The 18,728-nt window shown below is 63.9% G+C and carries 14 protein-coding genes and 1 pseudogene; 6 read left to right on the top strand and 9 right to left on the bottom strand.

The features are described 5' to 3' along the window. Nucleotides 1–162, bottom strand: a pseudogene (locus Q7W02_08410) (IS256 family transposase). 399 nt (nt 163–561) lie between these two features. Here Q7W02_08410 and Q7W02_08405 point away from each other — a divergent pair. Beyond that, nucleotides 562–1,788, top strand: coding sequence for a Swt1 family HEPN domain-containing protein (locus tag Q7W02_08405; protein ID MDO8476206.1), 1,227 nt, complete (start codon nt 562–564; stop codon nt 1,786–1,788). A gap of 431 nt (nt 1,789–2,219) precedes the next feature. Here the strand turns inward: Q7W02_08405 and Q7W02_08400 are convergent, their stop codons facing one another. Further along, on the bottom strand, nt 2,220–3,566 hold the full coding sequence (locus Q7W02_08400; GenBank protein ID MDO8476205.1) for a tyrosine-type recombinase/integrase: 1,347 nt from the start codon (nt 3,564–3,566) through the stop codon (nt 2,220–2,222). An 892-nt stretch (nt 3,567–4,458) separates the two neighbouring features. On the opposite strand from Q7W02_08400, the gene Q7W02_08395 reads away from it, so the two are divergent. From Q7W02_08395 to Q7W02_08375, 5 genes are all read left to right on the top strand, one after another. After that, nucleotides 4,459–5,430 (top strand): tripartite tricarboxylate transporter substrate binding protein, encoded by a 972-nt coding sequence (locus tag Q7W02_08395; GenBank protein ID MDO8476204.1) that lies wholly within the window; start codon nt 4,459–4,461, stop codon nt 5,428–5,430. Between the two features lie 103 nt (nt 5,431–5,533). Continuing rightward, a complete protein-coding gene (locus Q7W02_08390; protein ID MDO8476203.1) occupies nt 5,534–5,980 on the top strand; it encodes a tripartite tricarboxylate transporter TctB family protein in 447 nt (148 codons plus the stop codon). A gap of 22 nt (nt 5,981–6,002) precedes the next feature. After that, complete coding sequence (locus tag Q7W02_08385) at nt 6,003–7,517, top strand: tripartite tricarboxylate transporter permease (GenBank protein ID MDO8476202.1); 1,515 nt, start codon at nt 6,003–6,005, stop codon at nt 7,515–7,517. Between the two features lie 123 nt (nt 7,518–7,640). Continuing rightward, nucleotides 7,641–8,528 carry a dihydrodipicolinate synthase family protein gene (locus Q7W02_08380; GenBank protein ID MDO8476201.1) on the top strand — a complete coding sequence of 296 codons (888 nt, stop codon included), beginning with the start codon at nt 7,641–7,643 and terminating at the stop codon, nt 8,526–8,528. A gap of 49 nt (nt 8,529–8,577) precedes the next feature. Further along, nucleotides 8,578–8,871, top strand: coding sequence for a hypothetical protein (locus Q7W02_08375; protein ID MDO8476200.1), 294 nt, complete (start codon nt 8,578–8,580; stop codon nt 8,869–8,871). A 727-nt stretch (nt 8,872–9,598) separates the two neighbouring features. On the opposite strand, the gene Q7W02_08370 is transcribed toward Q7W02_08375, so the two are convergent. The 7 genes from Q7W02_08370 to Q7W02_08340 all read right to left on the bottom strand — a co-directional run bounded on the left by Q7W02_08370 (nt 9,599) and on the right by Q7W02_08340 (nt 18,721). Beyond that, the gene (locus Q7W02_08370; GenBank protein MDO8476199.1) at nt 9,599–10,456 is read right to left on the bottom strand and encodes a nucleotidyl transferase AbiEii/AbiGii toxin family protein; all 858 of its coding nucleotides are present in this window, start codon (nt 10,454–10,456) and stop codon (nt 9,599–9,601) included. Beyond that, nucleotides 10,437–11,507, bottom strand: coding sequence for a type IV toxin-antitoxin system AbiEi family antitoxin (locus Q7W02_08365; GenBank protein ID MDO8476198.1), 1,071 nt, complete (start codon nt 11,505–11,507; stop codon nt 10,437–10,439). Before Q7W02_08365 ends, Q7W02_08370 begins: the two co-directional genes overlap by 20 nt. A 1,402-nt stretch (nt 11,508–12,909) precedes the next feature. Further along, nucleotides 12,910–13,614, bottom strand: coding sequence for a hypothetical protein (locus tag Q7W02_08360; GenBank protein MDO8476197.1), 705 nt, complete (start codon nt 13,612–13,614; stop codon nt 12,910–12,912). Further along, nucleotides 13,607–13,738: a hypothetical protein gene (locus Q7W02_08355; GenBank protein MDO8476196.1), complete on the bottom strand. Its 132-nt coding sequence runs from the start codon at nt 13,736–13,738 to the stop codon at nt 13,607–13,609. The genes Q7W02_08360 and Q7W02_08355 overlap by 8 nt, the downstream gene beginning before the upstream one ends. A gap of 32 nt (nt 13,739–13,770) precedes the next feature. Then, nucleotides 13,771–15,654, bottom strand: a complete 1,884-nt coding sequence (locus tag Q7W02_08350; GenBank protein ID MDO8476195.1) for a DUF262 domain-containing protein — start codon at nt 15,652–15,654, stop codon at nt 13,771–13,773. Between the two features lie 554 nt (nt 15,655–16,208). Next, the gene (locus Q7W02_08345; GenBank protein MDO8476194.1) at nt 16,209–17,867 is read right to left on the bottom strand and encodes an NERD domain-containing protein; all 1,659 of its coding nucleotides are present in this window, start codon (nt 17,865–17,867) and stop codon (nt 16,209–16,211) included. Between the two features lie 125 nt (nt 17,868–17,992). Next, entirely contained in the window at nt 17,993–18,721 is a 729-nt protein-coding gene (locus tag Q7W02_08340; protein ID MDO8476193.1) for a WYL domain-containing protein, read from the bottom strand. Between the last annotated feature and the right edge of the window lie 7 nt (nt 18,722–18,728).

Here is an 18,728-nt window from a genome sequence, read left to right as displayed (position 1 = left end):
CCGCGCCACCGAGGGCAAGGTCGCTTCTCCGCCGCTCGTGCCCCGGACCCGCGGCCGCGGCACCTGCACCCGCCGGCCGCCGAACGTCAACTCCGTCGCCGTCGTGCCCCAGTGGTGATGCGTGCGCGCCGCCTGCTGCCGCCCCTTGGGCCCGGCCAAGGCCACGGCCTCCTCGCGAAACAGCTCGTCCAGCGCTGCCAGCCCCTGCGCGTGGACCCACGCCAGCAGGTGGTGGCGCGTGCTCGTCATCCCGGCGAGCATCGGCTCCACCAGGTAGGCCAGTGCCGGGCCGGCCTCATTCTCCCCTTGCGTTCGCTCGGCTCTCGCTGTTCTCTTCGTCATTGGCGGCTCCTTTGGTCCCGGCGTTGGGGACCTTGTCTTGGTCGACGCGATTCTCACGCCAACCAGGGGGCCGCCGCTACTCAGTTCTCAAGTTCAACACCGGCCGGGACATCCCCTCCGGTGAACACCACCTCCGATTAATGGGGCGACGGAACTCAACATCGGCGTGCGTTTCTGCTAGAGTGAGGTGTTAACGAAAGGGAGCAACGGGGATGATTCATGGATAGCGAAAAGCATCGTGTCGTGAATGCGGGTTTGCGTTTGCCGGAGCTGGGGGCGCGCGAGATAGCGGCGCTTCGGAAAACCCAAGCCCTCAGTGAGCTACAGCTAAAGACGCTGATTGAGCAGGCATTCAGCGCGCGGCCGGTGGTTGGGGACTTGGACGCGCGGTTCTTTATGCCAGAGATAGCAGAAGCCGCCCGGCGGCAGATAGCGGAGTTCGAGCATCTCGCAGGCTCAAGAGGGCTGGAGCTCAGGACATTGTTGGAGCAGGCATTCAGCGCACGGCAGGCGCTGGAAGGTTTTAATGCGCGTTTCCATCTGCCGGAGGTAACGGACACTGCCCGGCTGATTGCGGAGTTTCAGAAGAGCCCGGGGGCAGAAGAACTAAAGAAGTTCGGTGAGCAGGCAATCGGTTTGAAGCTGGCGATCGAGGGCATGCGTACGCCCTGGCTTGATATTCAGGAACAGATGCGTTCGATGGCGGGTTTTGCGGAGTTGCAGGGGATTGGTCATGCTCTGGGCAGGCTGCCTGCTTTCGACAAGGATCTGGCGGCTGCCTTGCGGATCGACCTGGGGGACTGGCGGGCCCGTATTACGTGGCCGGCGGAGATATTTACGGATGCGGCGGCGCGGTCAGCGTTCTACGCAGGGCGCGGCTTCGATCGGGCGCTGACGGACTTCCCGGCCCCTGCTTTCCAGGAGAGCCTGCGCATTGCGCGGCTGCGGCACAAGCCGCCGCCGCTGGATCGTCGGTACGGAGCGCCGGTGCCGCGCGCTGAGGGTGATGAGGAGGACAGTTTCGGGCGCAACAATAGGGCGCACGACTGGCTGCAGCGCCTCGAAACGCAGCTGCGCCGGTTCATCGACGAACAAATGACACAGGCATTTGGGGCCGACTGGCCTAGGCGGCGCCTGCCAAACGGCATGTACGAGGCGTGGCAGGTGAAAAAGCGGAAAGGGGACCAGGTCAGCGGCAGAGAATGGCCTTTGATTGTCTACGCTGACTTCACCGATTACGAGGCGGTGATCTGCAGGCGTGACAACTGGCGTGAGGTCTTTGCGCCGTTCTTCGGTCGGCCGGAGAGCGTGAGGGAGTCTTTGCAAAGGCTGTATCCGGGCCGTTTGGCCGCGTCGCATTCGCGCCCGATCACGCAGGACGATGAGTTGTTTATATACGTGGAGATAAAACGTCTGGGGAAGGTGATTATTGTAAAGGGACGGTGAGCAAGGGACGCCGGCCCGTCGAGCCGGACCGGCGCCCTGGCTGTGGTTATGCGCGGCGCAGGAGCGCGGGCAGCCAGCCCGTGCCGGCGATCTCGCGTTCGGCCACGGATGCGAGATCGGCCCTCTTGAGCTTTTCCCAGGCGGGCGCGGGCGGTTTCGGGCATGCCCCGACCGGCTGTGGCAGCGGCTCCTGGGGCTCCTGGGGCGGCCGGCGTCCGAGTAGGGAGATTATGTCACAGGGACGGGGCCCACGAGGGGGCGACCGCTGGCAGAGGGGTTCATGTTCCGTCGCCGGCCGTAGGTCGCGAGCATCGTCGACGCCGAGGGACTGGCGATGTCGCACGAGCTTGAAGCGTTCCGTCGAGGTGAAGGGCTCGAGGTTCGAGCACCAATCACACCAGGACCCACCAACGCCATCTTCCCCCGGGACCCTACCCGGAAGGTTCACCCCGCCGGTGCGGCCTGCGGCCAGCCGGCACGCGGGCGAGTGGGTGCGCTCGCGCCCGTTGCTCACGGCCTTTCCCCTTGGGTTGGCGCCGATCGAGTGGTCTCCCCTCGTCGTCGGCCGCTCCCGGCGTGTTCTTGGCGAGTTCAGCCGCCGGGCTTCGCTCCACCTCCAGCATGGCCTGGGCGTTCGCCTCGAGCGCCCGGCGCACGGGCTCCAGGTCGAGCCGGGCGTAGACGGCGGTGGCGGACGGCTGGGAGTGGTTGAGCACCCGGCCGATCATCGGCAACCCGTACCCGCTCGCGGCCAGCCAGCTGCCGAGGGTCCGGCGCAGATCGTGAATGCGGACGTCCTTCGTGTTCGCGCGCTCCCGGATGCGCTGCCAGGCCTTCTTGGGCTCTTCGAGATGGCCGGAGCGTGCCGTCGGAGAGGGGAACACCCACTCGGACTGGCCGCGGCTCGGCAGCGACTCGAGGATCTCGACGGCTGGGGTCGGCAGAGGCAGGAGGTGTGGACGTCCCGCCTTGGTCGTCGGTAGTCGCCAGGACCGCGCCGGGAAGTCCAGCTCCGGCCACCGTGCGCGAAGGAGCTCCTGCCTCCGAGGCCCCAGCAGCAGGGCCAGGCGGAAATACGCGCGCCACCGCCAGTCCGGCTCTTGATCGATGGCGACCAGGGCTCGGCTGAGCTCGTCGGGATTCAAGAAGCGATCGCGCTTTTCTTCGTGGAACGCCCGGATGCCCGTGGCGGGGTTGTCGCCGGAGACGAGTCCCCAGGTGCGCGCGAGGTTGAACATCGTGCGGAGCAGGGCCAGCCCTCGGTTGGCGGCGTAGTGGCCGCTATCGCGCCCGACCCTGGCGTGCAGCTCTGCGATGTCCTGGCGCGTCAGGTCGGAGAGCCGGCGATGCCGCCATCTCGCCGGGATCAGCGCGGGCTCCTTTCCAGGGCGACCCAGCACGTCCCTCAACATCCGCTCGTCCTGCCTGGCCGACCGCTTGCGCGGGCGCGCGTGGCGTTCGAAGTAGAGTTCGGCCAGACCGCCGAACGTCAGCTCGCCGCGCTCGCGAGCTCGCGCCGCCGCAGGGTCCTCACCCCGAGCGACCGCGGCCGCCATAGCGAGGGCTTCGTCCCTCGCGACAGACAGGGAGAGCGCCGGGTGCGGCCCGAGCGTGATGCGCCGGACCCTCCCTTTCACGCGGCCCTCCCACACCCAGGCCTTGGCGCCCCCGCTCGTCACGCGCAGGGCAAGCCCCTGGGCACGGGCGTCTCGGAAGAAACGCTGCCCCGTGGCTGGGGTCGTGACGCGGTCAACGAACTGCTGAGTAAGTTTAGGCATAGCTAACGTCCATGTAGACGCTGTGTAGACAGTCGCGAGCGTACGACAGCGGGGGAGGGCGTAGCAAGTGGGAAGTCGAATCTCGTGAAAACGAGTATTTACACGGCCTTGCGTGGACGATCGTACACGGCAGGGGTCCCTGCCTTGAGACTCTTAATCAGCGGGTCGGAGGTTCGAGTCCTCCACGGCCCACCACTTCAATCAGTAGGTTAGCGGGCACCTCGACTGAGGTGCCCGCGGCCTGCTGACGTCACGCTGACAGCTCTGCCGTCCTTAAGCTCCTTCTCCAGCTTTCACGGAACAGCCCGATCAGGAGCGAATCTACAGTCGCGATACAGTGCGACAGTTCCCTCACTTCACAGCCGTCCCGAGCATCCCAGATCTACCCGTCTGATCCCTTGTAAAACGTCAGCGTGGCGTCTGGAGAACAACGCATGGCGAGTCGCTGTTCGGAACTTGGGCGTCCTCTACCTTCCTCACATCAGGACCAACGCCAGCTGGTGTCCGGGTATGGCACCGTATGTCACGGTGATGGGGCCCACGGACGGGGCGACCGCGCCGCCGGAGGGTGCTAATGTTGGCTGGCCTGTCTGCGTGTCGGACCGTGACAGAGCGTGAGGCTCTGTTCCGCCATTGGGATTTGAGGAATTGGTCATTTGTTCCGGAGAATTCATGAATCCCTTCGTGCATTGTCCGGATGAACCGATGAACCTGAGATGGTTCTCAGTCGCAGACAAACCAGAGGAGGGCGTAACCAGAGCGAAGGGGGATGTGTCAGAGTGGAGCAGCGATTCCTGGCAGCGTGGGGGGTGCCAGCGCGGAGGAATGGTCCGCCCGTCCGGATGCTGCCGGCGGACCTGAGAGGCAACTCGAACCTCGAAAGGAGGCAGTCATGATGCGAAAGGTTGGGTTGGTGCTGGCGGCCGTGCTCGCCGTGGCGCTGCTCGTGCCCGCGCCGGCGAAGGCGGCCTTCCCCGAGCGCGACATCACCCTGGTGGTGCCGTGGTCAGCGGGTGGTGGCACCGACACCCTGGCGCGCACGCTGGTGAAGAACGGCAAGAAGTACTTCGGGGTCAACATCAACGTCGTCAACCGCGTCGGCGGCACCGGCGTGGTGGGGATGGACTCGGTGGTCAAGGCCAAGCCGGACGGATACACGGTGGGGGTCATCACCTTCAACCTCAGCACCTACCGGCTGCTCGGCCAGTCCGAGCTGTCCTACCGGGACTTCGACCTCATCGCGCTGCTCAACCGGAGCCCGGCAGGTCTTTCGGTCAAGGCGGACTCTCAGTTCCGCAGCATGAAGGAACTCGTCGAGTACGCCAAGGCGAACCCCGGCGTGGTCACGATAGGGCATTCCGGGCCGGCCGGCGCCTGGCATCTCGCTGGCGCGGCCATCGCCCAGAAGTTCGGCCTGAAGTTCACCTTCGTCCCCTTTGACGGCGCAGCCCCGACCCGGACCGCCTTGGTGGGCGGCCACATCAGCATGTGCGCCAGCGGCATGGACGAGGTACTGCAGTTCTACCAGACGAAGCAGGTGAGGATCCTGGCGGCCGTCACGCCCACCCGCAACCCGTTCTTCCCGGACGTCCCGACCCTGGCCGAGGCCGGCTACCCCCTCGAAGGCTACATCTACGACTGGCGCGGCCTGGGCACGACGAAGGGCACGCCGCCCGAGGTCCTGAAGGTCCTGCGCGACGGGTTCCAGAAGGCGGCGGAGGACCCGGAGTACATCGCGCTGATGGACAAGGTGACCCTGCCGCGGACCTACCTGGCTCACGAGAAGTTCCAGGAATTCCTCATCGGAATGGAGAAGAGCCTGGAGCCGACCCTGGAAGCGCTGGGCCTGCTGAAGAAGAAGTAGTTTCGGATTTCCCTGTGGGGGGTTGCGAGCGCCCCGCGGCAGTTGCCGCGGGGCGTCTCATGCTTGCTTGACCGGAAAGGGAGACGGTATGCCCCACGTGTCCATGAAGAAGATTGATATCCTCTCGGCGCTGGTGATCTTCCCGATCAGCGCGTACGTCTTCTATGAATCCGGGCAGTGGCCCATCCTGCCGGACATGGGGAGTCCGGCCTGGATTCCCCGCGGGGTCGCCGTCTGCCTGCTGGGGGCGGCATCTCTGTTGCTCATTCGAGCGCTCCGGGGGCAGTCGCTGACACTGCCTGGCCGGGTGGAAGGGGCGGATCGCAACCGGGTGCTCTGGGTGGCCGTCTTGACCGGCCTGTACGTGATCTTCATGGAGCGCATCGGCTTCATCACGGCCACTGCCCCATACCTGTTCGGCTTCGTTCTGGTGCTGGGCGAGCGGCGGTGGGTGCGGCTGCTCCTCTTCGCTCTGGTGGTCCCGGTGATGACGTATCTGCTCTTCGATCGAACCCTCAACGTGCCGCTCCCGCGCGGTTTGTTCCGCTAGCGGGAGGCAACGAGTCGGCCGCATGGTAGATCTGGGTCTGCTGCTGCAGGGCTTTGGGACGGTCCTCTCCGGCTACAATCTGGTGGCCTTAATTCTGGGCTCGTTCTTCGGCATCATCATCGGGGCCATCCCGGGGTTGACCGCCACGATGGGGATCGCCATCCTCGTGCCCTTCACGTTCGGCATGACGCCCATCACGGGCATCGTCATGCTGCTGGGGATCTACACGGGGGCCATCTACGGGGGCGGGATCGCCTCGATCCTGATCAAGACGCCGGGCACGCCGGCAGCGGCCGCCACCGTGTTCGACGGCTACCCGATGGCGCAGAAGGGGCTGGCCGGGAAGGCCATCGGTATCGCGACGATCTCTTCGGGGGTGGGCGGAACGTTCACCGCCATCTGCCTCGCCTTCTTCGCCCCGATCCTGGCCAGCTTCGCGCTCCGCTTCTCGGCACCCGAGTACTTCGCACTGGCGGTCTTCGGGCTGTCGGTGACCATTACCCTGTCGGGCCGCTCACCGGTCAAGGGGGTCATCTCGGGCTTGCTGGGTCTGCTCCTGGCGATGGTCGGCCTGGACCCGATGGGGGGATTCCAGCGCTTCACCTTCGGGTTCGCCGAGCTGACCGGAGGCCTCTCCTTTGTCCCCATGCTCATCGGCCTGTTCGCCCTGTCCGAGGGCTTCCGCCAAGTGGAGATCATTCTCACCGCCCCACGAGTCAGCGCGGTCCTCAAAAACATCCTTCCGACGCTGAAGGATCTCAAGGAATGCATCCCCGCGTACGTGCGCGCCTGCCCCATCGGGCTGATCGTGGGCATCACGCCGGCGATCGGCGCCGATACGTCCGCCTTCCTGAGCTACGCCGAGACCAAGCGGGCCTCGAAGCACCCGGAGCGCTTCGGGACCGGGGAGCCCGCCGGGGTGGCGGCCGCGCAATGCGGCGAGAACGCCAGCACGGGCGGGGACGTTCTGCCCATGATCACCCTGGGCATTCCCGGAGACGCGGCAACGGCGGTGCTCATGGGCGCGCTCACCATCCATAACCTCCAGCCCGGCCCCATGCTCTTCCAGAGTCACCCGGAGGTCGTGCACCAGATCTTCGCCGGGATGATCGCGGCAAATGTCACCTTCGTGATCCTCGGTCTCATCTTTGCCCGGTTCTTCGCCCAGGTGATCAATCTCGACCGGAAGTTCCTGACTCCCCTGATCTTCATGACTTGCATGGTGGGCTCCTACGCCATCAACAACGTCTTCTACGACGTGGCGACCTGCGTCATCTTCGGCTTCCTCGGGTACCTCATGCTTCGCTACGAGTACCCGGTGGCCCCCATGGTGCTGGCCCAGATCCTGGGCGCGATGATGGAGTCGAACTATCGCCGGGCCATGACCATGTCCCGGGGGGATCCCACGATCTTCCTGACGCGCCCGATCACCGTGGTGATCCTGGTCCTGGCGGCCTTCACGACCTTCGTGGCGGTGCGTCGCCAGCGCCAAGCCCTCAAGCTGGAGGCGGCGCAACTGGCGAAGCTGGAGGAGTAGCGGATCCGGCCGTCCGGATTATCGAAGGTGGAATAGCGTTGACAACTGGGTGTTGGAACGGTTGATCGGGGAGAGGAAGGCGGTGCCCGATTCACTCGCCCGCAGCGCACGAAAGGAGCCTGCATGTACGAGCACATCTACGGGATCGTCCCGCCGGTGACCACACCCTTCCGGCCGGACAACACCATTGACGAACAAGCCCTGCGCGCCGACACGCGATACATGGTGGAGACGGCAAAGGTCCATGGTCTGGCCGTGACCGGCAGCACGGGAGAGGGGCACACCCTGACCACGGACGAGGTCCGGCGGATCACCGCCATCGTGGCCGAAGAAGTACGGGGGCGGGTCCCGCTCATCACCGGCATCATCACCGACAGCACCGAATCCGCTATCGAGCGGGGGCGTGCGGTCAAGGACTTGGGCGTCGCCGCCTTGCAGGTCACACCGCCCCACTACCTGTTCCGGCCGGACGATGACGCGATGCTCAAGAACTTCGACGCCATCGCCGGCAAGACCGGGCTCCCCGTCCTCATCTACAACGTGGTCCCGTGGGCCTACCTCTCACCCCAGCTTCTCGCCCGGATCCTCACGTCGGTGGACGGCGTCGTCGGGGTCAAGCAGAGCGCCGGGGACATGAAGATGCTGGCAGACCTGCTGCTGCTGGTAGGCAACCGGGCGCGGATCATGTCCGCCGTGGACGCCCTGCTGTATCCCTCCTTCGTCCTGGGGGCCCACGGGGCGATTGCCGCTATCCTCACGGCCGTCCCGACGCTGTGCGTCCAGCTCTGGAACGCCGCCAAGGCCGGAAATTACCTGGAGGCGCTCCGGCTCCACGAGAAGCTGCTCCCGATCTGGAACGCCATCTTCCACGACAACTTGCCGGCGAACGTGAAGCATTGCATGGAGCTGCTGGGGCGGCCTGCCGGCGTCCCCCGGCCGCCGATGCCGGCAACCTCCGAGCGCCAGGCGGGCCCGATCAAGCAGGCATTGAAGAACGCCGGCCTGCTGTAGCGCATTCAACGCTGGGCGGCACGACACCCATTTCCTTGAGGAGCCTGCCATGAAGAAGCTCATCAACCATCCAGAGGCGTTCGTGGATGAGACGATCGAGGGGATCCTGCACGGAGGCGATGCGCCGCAGGCGGCCGCCACAGCGTGGGCAGGCGAGGACGTCGAGATCGAACACGCGGCGCATCAGGGCGGCCCAGGTCCACGCACCTGGGGTGCCGGCGGCGCAGGGGCTGGCCTCGCGTTCGCGCGCATGGACGTCCGGGGGCCGGGCGGCCGTGGCGGACGACGTGCGCGCGCCAGCGCGCATGCGGGGCGAGAACGCCGTGATACACGACCAGGTTGACCGCGGGGCGGGGGATGATCGCCGCGAGCTTCTCCATGAACTCGATTGGCTCGAAAAGTAGATGCGAGGTGCCATCGCGCCAGACCGTCTTCAGCGTCTCGACGATCGAAGCGCCTCACGCATTGCTACCTATCGGCCGGGTAGCATTGAGGACGATCCGGAGACGTTGAAGGAAATCCGAGACTGGGGTATCGATCGGCTCCTTAGGTTCAAGATGGTGTTCGGCCCCAGGATTGCCGCGTTGACGAGCAGGTGAGCTAGCCGGGCATCTGCGCCCGAGAGCTGGCTTCCATTGTGAGGGCAGCGTCGGGGCCGTCCTGGGACGGCGGGAATCTCCGGGCCCTGCTGGCCTGACCGACCGACTACAGATGTCCGGCTTCTGTCCGAGAACTACTGCCGAGGTAGTGAGAAAAGCCTCAACTCCTGAGTTTCGGGAAGCCTGTATTTCTAGGCAATTGTCTCAGTAAGCTGAGGTCTGTTTCGTCTGTAACTGGTCTCTTATTCAGCGGGTCGGAGGTTCGAGTCCTCCACGGCCCACCAATCGAATCGGGCACTTCGGGATCCCCGGAGTGCCCGATTTCGCTTTTCCGGCTTGCCCCTCATCGCCTGGCCTTCCTCAGCTCGTCGAAGCTATAGCAGTCGCCCTTTCCGTGCGAGCTGATCACGTGAGGTCATCGCGCAAGAGTCAGGGTTCGAATCTACAAAGAACCTGCGCCATGATGGAGGGTCAAATCTCCCCCAATCCCGTTTTGAACTGGACGACCGAGGCCTCGGCCTTGGCGATAGGATCCTCGGCGCCCCGGAAGACTCTTGCCATGTCTGTAACGAGCCGGTCCAGGCGTTCTGCATCGTCAAGTAGTGCGAGGAGTTTGTTTCTCGTCTCGCGTGTGGCTACACGAGCCGCATCTTTGCCGAGGAGCCGCGGGCCGGCGAGATCCACGTTGTAGGCGAGGTCCTTCAAGAGCCCAAGCTCTTCGGTGAAGAGTCGATCCTCGTTGCCGGCTGCGCTGTACTGGCCCAATAGAACGGCAAAATCGAGAGCGTCCTTGGGATTGGCAGCCCCGCGATCGGCCCAGGCGAATAACTTCAAGATGGCAAGGCCCGCCAACGATGCCACGTGTACGATGAGGCCCGGATGGACCTCGACCTCCACCGCCGCGGCAAGCGCTTCGCGGTAGCCAGCCACATTCATGATGATGGATAGGTCTGGGGGCCAGGCGATCTGGTTCGGATGTTGCTCTATGCCACCGAAGGGAAGGAGGTCGAGGGGATAGCCTCTTTGCCCTATGCTTCCGCGATGGAAGAGCCTGTGCATCACATCCCCGGCAGTAGTAAATACTCCTGTCTCGAGAAGGCATGCCTTGACCGCCTCGAATTGCTTCCAGCTGTCGACCGCTACAGCAAGGTCCACGTCCAGCGTCGCCCGGCCAGTGTCGAGGCCGAAGACACCGTATAGAAGGAGGTCCCGCGCCATCGCACCCGTCACGAAGTAATCGAGCGCGAGCTCTCGTGCGATGCGATCCACGAGCGTCAGAACCGCAAGCGTCATCGGAGCGACGGGGCGCTCAGGCGCGACGGAGAGCATGGTCGATGTATTCTCCGCGGATCTGTCTTGCGACTTGCAGGTTGCGCGGGTCGAACGTGGCCATGAGGTCAGCATAGACAAGGAGTGGCGGCACGAGATCGGGTTGAGTTCCTTTAGGTTGGAAGTTCCAGAAGGCATCCAGGATCTCGACGTTTCCGTGCGGGTCAGCACGCAGGCGGTGTTGCTTCACGAGTGCGGGAAGAGCCTCGCGGGCGTTCTCTGGATGCAGGTAGATAGTGCAGATCGCTGGTTTGAGATCGTCAGTTAGTTTTGCCGCAGCGATTTCGCCTCCCCAACGCGCCCCAGCTTCGAGGCGCGCCTGTCGCCACCAGCCGGGGTCGGGGGCCTGGAATCGGCGTGGATTGAGCTTCGGGCGCAGCTTAATCGGGAAATTGGTAACCCATTCGTCGAGCAGGCGGGCAGGCTCTAGCAGTCGGCGGTTGTGCTTCCGCAAGCCACCGGTGATGTAGCCGCGGCCCTGGAGGTCGAAAAAGACCCAGCCAACAGCACCCAGCGCGACACCTGCCGCTGCAACGATTTCTCGGTACGGCGCGTTGAGAAGTTCTGGATTGCAGAGCAGCGCGAATACGACTCGCAGGGCGGTTGCAGTGCCCCCGCCGCGAGTGCCCATTCCCATTTCTCGGAGGTTCGGGGGGCGCTCGCCACGGACGAAAACGTAAAGGCCTGGTGCCCGCAAGTAAGCGTTGCCGGCAGTGTCAATGAAGTGAAGGTCGAGTTTGTTACGGCAGTGATTCGCGAGCTCGGCCGTAATGTAGGGTGCGACGAGCACGCCTCTGTTGCCGTGCGGTGCGAGTTGGTTCTTGGCCGTAGCTAGCGCGACTGCCCGATCGATCGTCTTGATTTCGGCAAAGAACTGGAATCGCTTTCCGTTCGCTTCGATTTGGATTTCCGCGTCAGGGCGGGCGCCCGTCGCACGCAGTGGCTCGCGTGTAACGATCGCCGCGGTAAGTCCAGTATTGCGCGTTAGTGCGGCAAGCGCGTCATCCAAGAGTCTAACTTCTCGATCGTGTAGTCGCGTCGTCTTGTTCATGGCAAATCTCCGTGTTCATCCTAATGCTGTGTCCACGTTACGTGAACTGGTCGTAATTATGAACGCACGAGCACTTCGTTCAGTCCCTTTGACTGTACACGAAACGTGAACATTAGTCAAATATGAACACTCTAAGACTATAATCTATCTAACATAGTGTAAATATTGCCAAAACTTGCAAGAGAAATGGCTTATCCAGGCTCGCCGAGGCGACTTGCCTGGCCAATCGTGTCTTAGGTCCAAGACCTAGATGATCATCCCCATGGGCTGCGCGGGGCAGGGGCGCTGGGGCAACCGAAGCCGCCGCCCGCTCGGCAGGGTATCAGCTGCGCGGTCACACCTTCGGTGCACGCTCCAACACCGCACTGCCGCGCTCGATGATTGAGCTTCATCCCACGCATCCTTGCGTGACGGTGTCCCTTTAATCGGAAGCAGTGAGTATGACAGCTGGGGTTTCTTCTCGGCCCACTTAGGCTTCGGAGGAGAAGGAGCACGGACGCGACCGGGGTAGGGGAGCTACCGCGCGCCGGGTGGCACTATTGCCTGGTACACATCCCCCTGCAGGTAGAGCTCCGGGAACAGGCGTCCGAACTCGTTCGTGCGCCGCTTGAACAGGGGCAGGACGCGGCTCACGAATCGCTTCTCCAGGCCCCGCACATGCGGCCGACGGAGCCTGATCGTGCCGCTTGGACGCTGCCCCGTAAGTCTTGCCGCTGTCGTCCGAAAATTTCCTGCTCGGATTGCTACTATGTATCTTTCGGCCCACTGCTCGGTCAACTTGGATGGCCGGCCGCTGCCCCCAGGTCCGCGCCTTCCTCGCCTCTCGATGCGATGGGCTCGACTTGGGCTGATTTGCGAGGCTGCACTGCCGGGGATCGTCGTGCGCCGGCATAACGTGGTAGATTTGGGGCGTGAAGCGGGCGTGGACGTCGGCGTGATGGCGTCGACGGCAGGGTTGTCCCGATGGCGGACGACGAATGGGATCGATGAAGAGGTCGTGAGCGGGATCATGGGCATTCCCCTCACGGAATAGGATGGCCAGGCTTAGGTAACTTGGTTCCAGAGCGGTTCCGACGCAGCCCGATGTACGGCGATGCACGCCGATACACTTTCATAGTGGTTCCTCGATTTCATCGCGAGTTACATCCATTTGTGGTGGTTTGAGGAACGCCTGAGGTGGACTCTTAATCAGCGGGTCGGAGGTTCGAGTCCTCCACGGCCCACCACTTGAATCGGCCACTTCCGGCACATCGGGGGTGGCCGATGCCGTCTTTGCCACCAATTTGCCATCACTCTGGTCGTCTAGGCGATTGACTGCCGCACGGATGGCTTGGCTCGGCACGGCACGGTGGCAGCGCTCGGGGCAACCTGGGCGCCGTTCCTTCAGTTGTGACAGTGAAGGTCACGCCCCTCGAAGAACGCACTGCCGGTGACAATCGAGACAGGAAGTGATCAGGTTTTCGAGGTCGTCGGTGGAGATGGAGTCCTTGCCCGCACCGTTGTTCGGCCATGCCTCGGCGAGCCGGTCCAAGTCGAAGTGGTCGATCCTGGGGGGGTAGTACTTGGAGTTGCAAACGGGATGCAGCGCGTCGATGAATCGGGTCTCGTACTGGCCGCTGTCCCTCTTTGCCTCGCTCCCCGCACCGACGGCGCAGAAGCAGAAACCAAGCTGGAGCCGGCTCAACCGTTCTAGGACGACCTGTCGATTCACGTCCTCACGCCACGGCCGCCCGTGGATCCCCCCAAAGTACGCGGCCATGACCTGGTCGAAATACTGGTTCTGAAGGCCGAGATGCGCGAGCGGCCGGTACGGCAGCCGTCCCTTTCCGACGTAGATTGGGATGGTCTGCCCCACCCGTCGGTAGAAGAGGGAATAGAGGCCATAAGGCTCCCGCCGTCCCTGGTTGCGCTGCGTGGTTAGCTTGAACGGGCGTAGCCTTTCGTCGTCCTCTTGGAACGCCCGCCACATCTCGAGGATGCTGTCGCCATCCAGAAGCCCGCGTCGCCGCGGCGGTTCCGGGTAGAGATCGTCGACGCCCGTCCCGGTCGTTTCTGCCAGGAACGACACCACGCGCGCGACACGGTCGAACGTCGGCCGGTCAGCCACCGCGCGCCTCCGCCTTCACTTCCCTCGCGATCCGCAGCACCGCCTCCACCGCCTCGTCGGCGTCCATCCCGGCCTCGGTCAGGCGCCCCGCGGCGGTGATGATGCCGGAGGTCGAATCGGACAAGCCCAGCCGGAAGCGCAGGCGGACCCAGTCCTCTAGGTTGTTGACTGGAGTGCCTCCTCCAGCGCCTCCTCCTCGTCCTCCTCGTCCTCAAGTGAGTCAACAGCCGCAGCCGCGGGCAGAAGTTGTTTGCCCATCGCGGTCGCGATGAGCGTCAGCAGCGCTTCTTTTCTCGCCTCATAGAAGGCATCGAAGTCGTCGGCGCGAAGCAGCGCCGGATCGATGAGGTGCGTCTTGAGGATCGCGTTCATCTCGGGTGGCTTGAGCGCAACCTTCTTGTTCTCTTGGATATCCTCGAGATACAAAGACGGGGCTTTGCCGCCGATGGACCGGTTCGCCTTCGCTGAAATCGGGGTCTTGTTCACCGCCGCGTTGTAGCGCCGGGCCGGAATCTTGTTTGCTTCGCACCACTTCTTCGGAAAGATGTGATGAACGTCGAGCTTCGCCTCGTCGCGGTCGATCTGCTGGATCGTCTGCTTGTAGTAGAAGTCCCTAGCCCCCTCGCGCAGCACCAGGGTGTGGAGGCCCTTATAGGCTGCCGAGAGCCGGGTGCGGAGCGTGTCCAGGCGACTGGGCTGGAAGCCGGCGTCTACCACGGTGCGCGGCTCCTGTGGCCAACGCTTTAACCAGCTGACGAGGTCCTCCAGGTCGTTCGCGATGCGCGTTTCGACGGCTCCACCGTAGAGCTCACCGAACACCCCACACCAGAACCAGCGGCGCAGCTTCTCCTGATAGGCGGCCATGGCCCAGTCGTCGCCGATGCGCGCGCAGAGTGCGGCAAGTGGTACGAGCTGCGAGCGGTAGGGCACGAGCTTCGGTGAGAAGAACTGCTCGTTTCGCAGGAACTTGCCAGCCTCCAGGAAGCCGGTGAGCGCGCGGTCAGCCCAAGCCTTGTATGCGGCGAGCGGCAAGTCTAGCACCGTCTCACGCTTAGCGGATACCGCGGTCGCTTCCTTGGGCCTTTTCCCGGCGGCGAGGTCGGCCTCACGGCGCTCCAGCGTATGAAGAAGGTTCACCGCCTGCAGGAAGTCGGTGGTCTCGATGGCGGTGAGCAACGGGTCTTTGGCAAGCCTTTCGTGTCGACCGATAACCCCCTTCGACTTGTCGCCGTACCAGTCAGTGCGCAGGTTGAACGCGTCGGCGGCGTAGGTTGCGGTGATGAGCTCAAAGACGTTCAAGGCCACCCCGCCTGTGTTCACCTTCTCGAAGACCAGGCACACCGCCTCGCGCGAGTTGTCCTTGCCAAGTTCGATGACTGGGACCTGGTAGTCGCGGAACACCCGCATCACCTTTTCGCGGAAAGTCATATACTGGCCGAAATCGGCGTTGTGGCTCGTGCACCAGTTAAAGAACCCGGCCTCCCAGGCGTCAGAGTTGATGATTTGGGCGCATGGAAAGTGCATCGCCGCGTACTCTTTCTCCGGCGTGGAAAGGTCGAGTCGGATGTCGCGGCCGAAGTTCGTACGCACTGTCCGGTCGGCATCGACCGCGACAATCGCTTCCTCCGCGACGAAGTTCCCCGGCCCTTCGAGCGCCTTCGCAATATCGAAGTAGTAAAAGCGATCGATAGGTACCTTCTTGTCGTCGAACGTCTTCACCGGGTCCGGCGACTTCAAGGCTTGCGTGAGGGTCGTGAGGCGCTGCTGGCCGTCTAGGATCAGCTTGTCAGCCACGGGCGGGGGGCCCGGGGCGAAGGCAACCCCCTCCACCGGCCGTTCGGCGAAGCGCACATCGCCACCCTTCTCAAGCAGCATGAGGGCCCCGACCGGGAACCGGCGCGCGATCGACACGAGGAGAGAGCGAATGTGCGCATCGTCCCAACGCCAACTGCGCTGGAAGTCCGGCAGCTGCAGTTTCCCGCTCGCGACTGCCTCGAGAAGGCCAGTCAGCCCTTGCTTGCCACTGTCGAACGTGCCCATACCTACCTCCGATGATTGGGTGCTTAGCTTTCGGTAAAGTTACTTGTATCCCACCTGTTCGTCTACATTGTTCAGAAAGCCGACAATCTTTCGAGCCGTCTCATTTCGAGTTTTCATCGCCGACTAGTGCCCTGCTCACCTCGCGGGATCGATCACTGCGATCCTCTCCAAGCCTGGGCAGAGTCAACTCTGCCCGCGATCTTGGACGGCAGCTGGACGCCCTCCGGCAGATCGTGAATCGTCGAATAGCCCTGCCCCTCGAGCATGAGAGCCCGCCGCCCCGCCGCGTATACCCTGAGATCGAACAAGTCCCCGGTCCCTGTCTCTCCGCCGTCAACGAATTGGCAAGTGGCCCCAACGGTGGTCGCAGTCGAGGCAGACTCGGGTCGGATCTGCCTCACTCACACAACATCCGCCGAGCACCATGAGGCCCTTTTCGACATCCTCGGCCAGCTCGGAACCGGGGTATCCATACACGATCGGCGCCACGCGCATTGAGCCACACGCTGGGCAGAGAGCCGCCTCCTTCCGGCGCGTGCCTGGGCGTCGGGTGCTCATCCTGCCACTCCGGAAGCCAAGAACCTCTCGTTCAGCGGGTTGCCGGCCTTGACCACAGCCTCCAGGCGAACCGTCGCCCGAGTCATGCCGGCGAACATGACCTTCTCAAGGTGTTCGAGTCTCTCCGGGGTCGGATCAATGTCGACCAACACTATGGCGGGAGCCTGCTGTCCCTTGAAGCGCCCAACGCTCTCGAACAGGATCTTGCCCGGCGTCAGGACCTGGTTACCCACGAGGTCGTAGTCGCCCGTAAAGCGCCGGAGGGGATAGCCGCCGACTCTGTCACGGGCGCTGAAGACCGAGTTGGCCGCGCCATGCAGCGTGAGGATCACGATGTCGTCGTGGGTGAAGCCCTGCTCGAGCAACCGGTTGATGATCTTGCCCACCAAGTCAGGCTGGTCGGCCGGGCTCGAGTAGGTCGTCACGCCAACACCCAAGCCGGGCAGGTCGTTGGCGCACTCGAACTTGAAGGGCAGCGTGCGACGGATGAATCGCGCGATCGTTTCCGGGGACCGATAGTTTCGTCTCGCGCGATAGCCTACGAACCCGTCGAGGACGACCAGTGGCTGCTCCCTCAGGTTCTGGTCCCGGTCCTCCAACCAGAGCGCCTCGTGGTCTTCCCGCAGGAACAGCGTGAGGATGTCCACCCACTCCTCCTCGAAGTCCTGGCCCTCATCCACGATCAGGGTGTCGAACTTCCACTCTTCGGGGATCGCCTCGCCGAGCACCAGCTCGATCAGCCGCTGCCAGAAGGAGGGGTCCCGGCTCATCTCCCCATAGTCGAATCGGTGCCCGCGCTCAGTCAGAAAGCGGTTGCAGAGGCCATGGAACGTCCCGACCATCCCGCCCTCCTGCACGACCACCTTGAGCTTCTCGGCGAGCGGACGGTTGTAGCAGACGAGGAGAGGCCGGCGGCCACGGGCCACGGCGTCGTCGAAGAACTGCCGGGCGATGAGGGTCTTGCCGGCTCCCGCGGTCCCGTCCACCCGGAGGCGAAGGGGATGCATCTCGAGGCCGCGGAGGAGGTTCACCAGCTCGGTGCTCAAGCGCGTGAAGTTCCGCTCCTGGCTGGACACATGGGCATGCACGTCCGGCACGAGATCGAACGTCTGACGGAAGAACTTCTGGACGCGCTCCGCCTCTGGGCACGGTGTCCCCGGACCTAAGACGGATTCCACCTTCTCAGCCAGTCGGTCGCGGGACGGCGCGTCCACAATTCGGCTCGCGTCGAGCGCGGCGGCGTTCAAGTCGGCGACGCGGTAGTCGGGGCAGTAGATGAGGTAGTCGAGGTCCAGATCGGCCCGGTTCCGGTGCACCCACTTGAACTTCTCTCGCACGCCGTCCAGGGCCCTCCGGACCTGGTCGCCCACGGACTTGGCGCGCTCCGGATACACCTTGACGAGCCCGTTTGCGGTCTCTTCGAGCTGGCCGTTCTTCTGCTCGATGACGAGCACCTTGCCGCCCTGGTTGACGACGACGAAGTCGAGCTCTCCGAACTTGATGTCGCTCTTGTACTCCCGCGACCAGTGGACCCCGTGGAAGACCGTGTAGGCGGCCGGCAGCTTGGCCTGGAGCTGGCGAAGGGTCTCCAGCTCGGGCTCTCGGGCGCCGGCTAAGGCCAAGTGCGAGATGTCGGACGGGAGCAGGCGTGCCATGCCAAGCTTCTCATTGAGCAAGACACGAGCCAGCCGTAACTGGCCGGGATCTAAGCTTTTGAGCGGCTTAGTCCGAGCGGGTGTTCCGAAAATCGTCAGTCTCCTGACGCTATCTGGCGAGCCTCCTAGAGATTTCGGTAGGTCACCAGCGCTCGGCGGAGGTTCTCCGACACGGCCCGTCGGAGCGAGAGTGGGCGAACGACTTCAACGGCGGCGCCCCACCCTAGAACCCACCGGATGATTTCGAACTCTCCACCGGCCTTGAACGTAAGCTCGACCCCGCCATCGCGCAGATCCTTGAGCCTCTGGCTGGGATGCCACTCGCGCTCCTTCACGTAGGGCGCTTGGTCGGCGGAGAATCGCACAACAACCTCGATGGGGTCTTCCCACGACACGCCGAAAGCCTCGGCCTCGAGGCGCTTGGGATCGAACGTCGGATCGATCTCGAATGATTCGCTCGTCGGCTGAAGATCGTGAATGCGATCCACGGCCAGATTGATGACGTGGCGATGCTCGTGGCTGAAGCCGACGCAGTAAAGGCCGCCATGGACGGACAGCAAGCGGTAGGGATCGAAGGGAGATGTGCGCGGTCGGTTGCGAGCGGGCGATTGATAGGCCACGCGGCAGCGAGTTCGTCTGACGATCGCCCTGACCAGCTCGAGGATGAGCGGCTCGAGCGCGCTGTAGTCCTTCGCGCCGCGGGTCCAGCCGCTGACCGCGTCCTCGATCGCCAGTCCCACCCGCCCTGCTTGACTCGGGGCCAAGGCCTGGAGCTTCGGCATCGCGGTGGAGAGTGCGGCGCGGAAAGGCTGGCGATTGCCGGCCTCCTTCACGGCCCAGACGAGCGCGGCCACCTCCACA

The sequence above is a fragment of the Candidatus Rokuibacteriota bacterium genome, from assembly GCA_030647435.1.
In the GTDB taxonomy this organism is placed as follows: Bacteria; Methylomirabilota; Methylomirabilia; order Rokubacteriales; family CSP1-6; genus AR37.
The sequence above is the reverse complement of the archived record's forward strand: the minus strand, read 5'-3'. Positions and strand labels throughout refer to the sequence as shown.

Excerpts from the sequence above, each read along its gene's own strand:
- Q7W02_08405 (MDO8476206.1), top strand. The coding sequence starts at position 562 with ATGGATAGCGAAAAGCATCGTGTCGTGAATGCGGGTTTGCGTTTGCCG.
- Q7W02_08400 (MDO8476205.1), bottom strand. The coding sequence starts at position 3,566 with ATGCCTAAACTTACTCAGCAGTTCGTTGACCGCGTCACGACCCCAGCC.
- Q7W02_08395 (MDO8476204.1), top strand. The coding sequence starts at position 4,459 with ATGATGCGAAAGGTTGGGTTGGTGCTGGCGGCCGTGCTCGCCGTGGCG.
- Q7W02_08390 (MDO8476203.1), top strand. The coding sequence starts at position 5,534 with ATGAAGAAGATTGATATCCTCTCGGCGCTGGTGATCTTCCCGATCAGC.
- Q7W02_08385 (MDO8476202.1), top strand. The coding sequence starts at position 6,003 with ATGGTAGATCTGGGTCTGCTGCTGCAGGGCTTTGGGACGGTCCTCTCC.
- Q7W02_08380 (MDO8476201.1), top strand. The coding sequence starts at position 7,641 with ATGTACGAGCACATCTACGGGATCGTCCCGCCGGTGACCACACCCTTC.
- Q7W02_08375 (MDO8476200.1), top strand. The coding sequence starts at position 8,578 with ATGAAGAAGCTCATCAACCATCCAGAGGCGTTCGTGGATGAGACGATC.
- Q7W02_08370 (MDO8476199.1), bottom strand. The coding sequence starts at position 10,456 with ATGCTCTCCGTCGCGCCTGAGCGCCCCGTCGCTCCGATGACGCTTGCG.
- Q7W02_08365 (MDO8476198.1), bottom strand. The coding sequence starts at position 11,507 with ATGAACAAGACGACGCGACTACACGATCGAGAAGTTAGACTCTTGGAT.
- Q7W02_08350 (MDO8476195.1), bottom strand. The coding sequence starts at position 15,654 with ATGGGCACGTTCGACAGTGGCAAGCAAGGGCTGACTGGCCTTCTCGAG.
- Q7W02_08345 (MDO8476194.1), bottom strand. The coding sequence starts at position 17,867 with ATGGCACGCCTGCTCCCGTCCGACATCTCGCACTTGGCCTTAGCCGGC.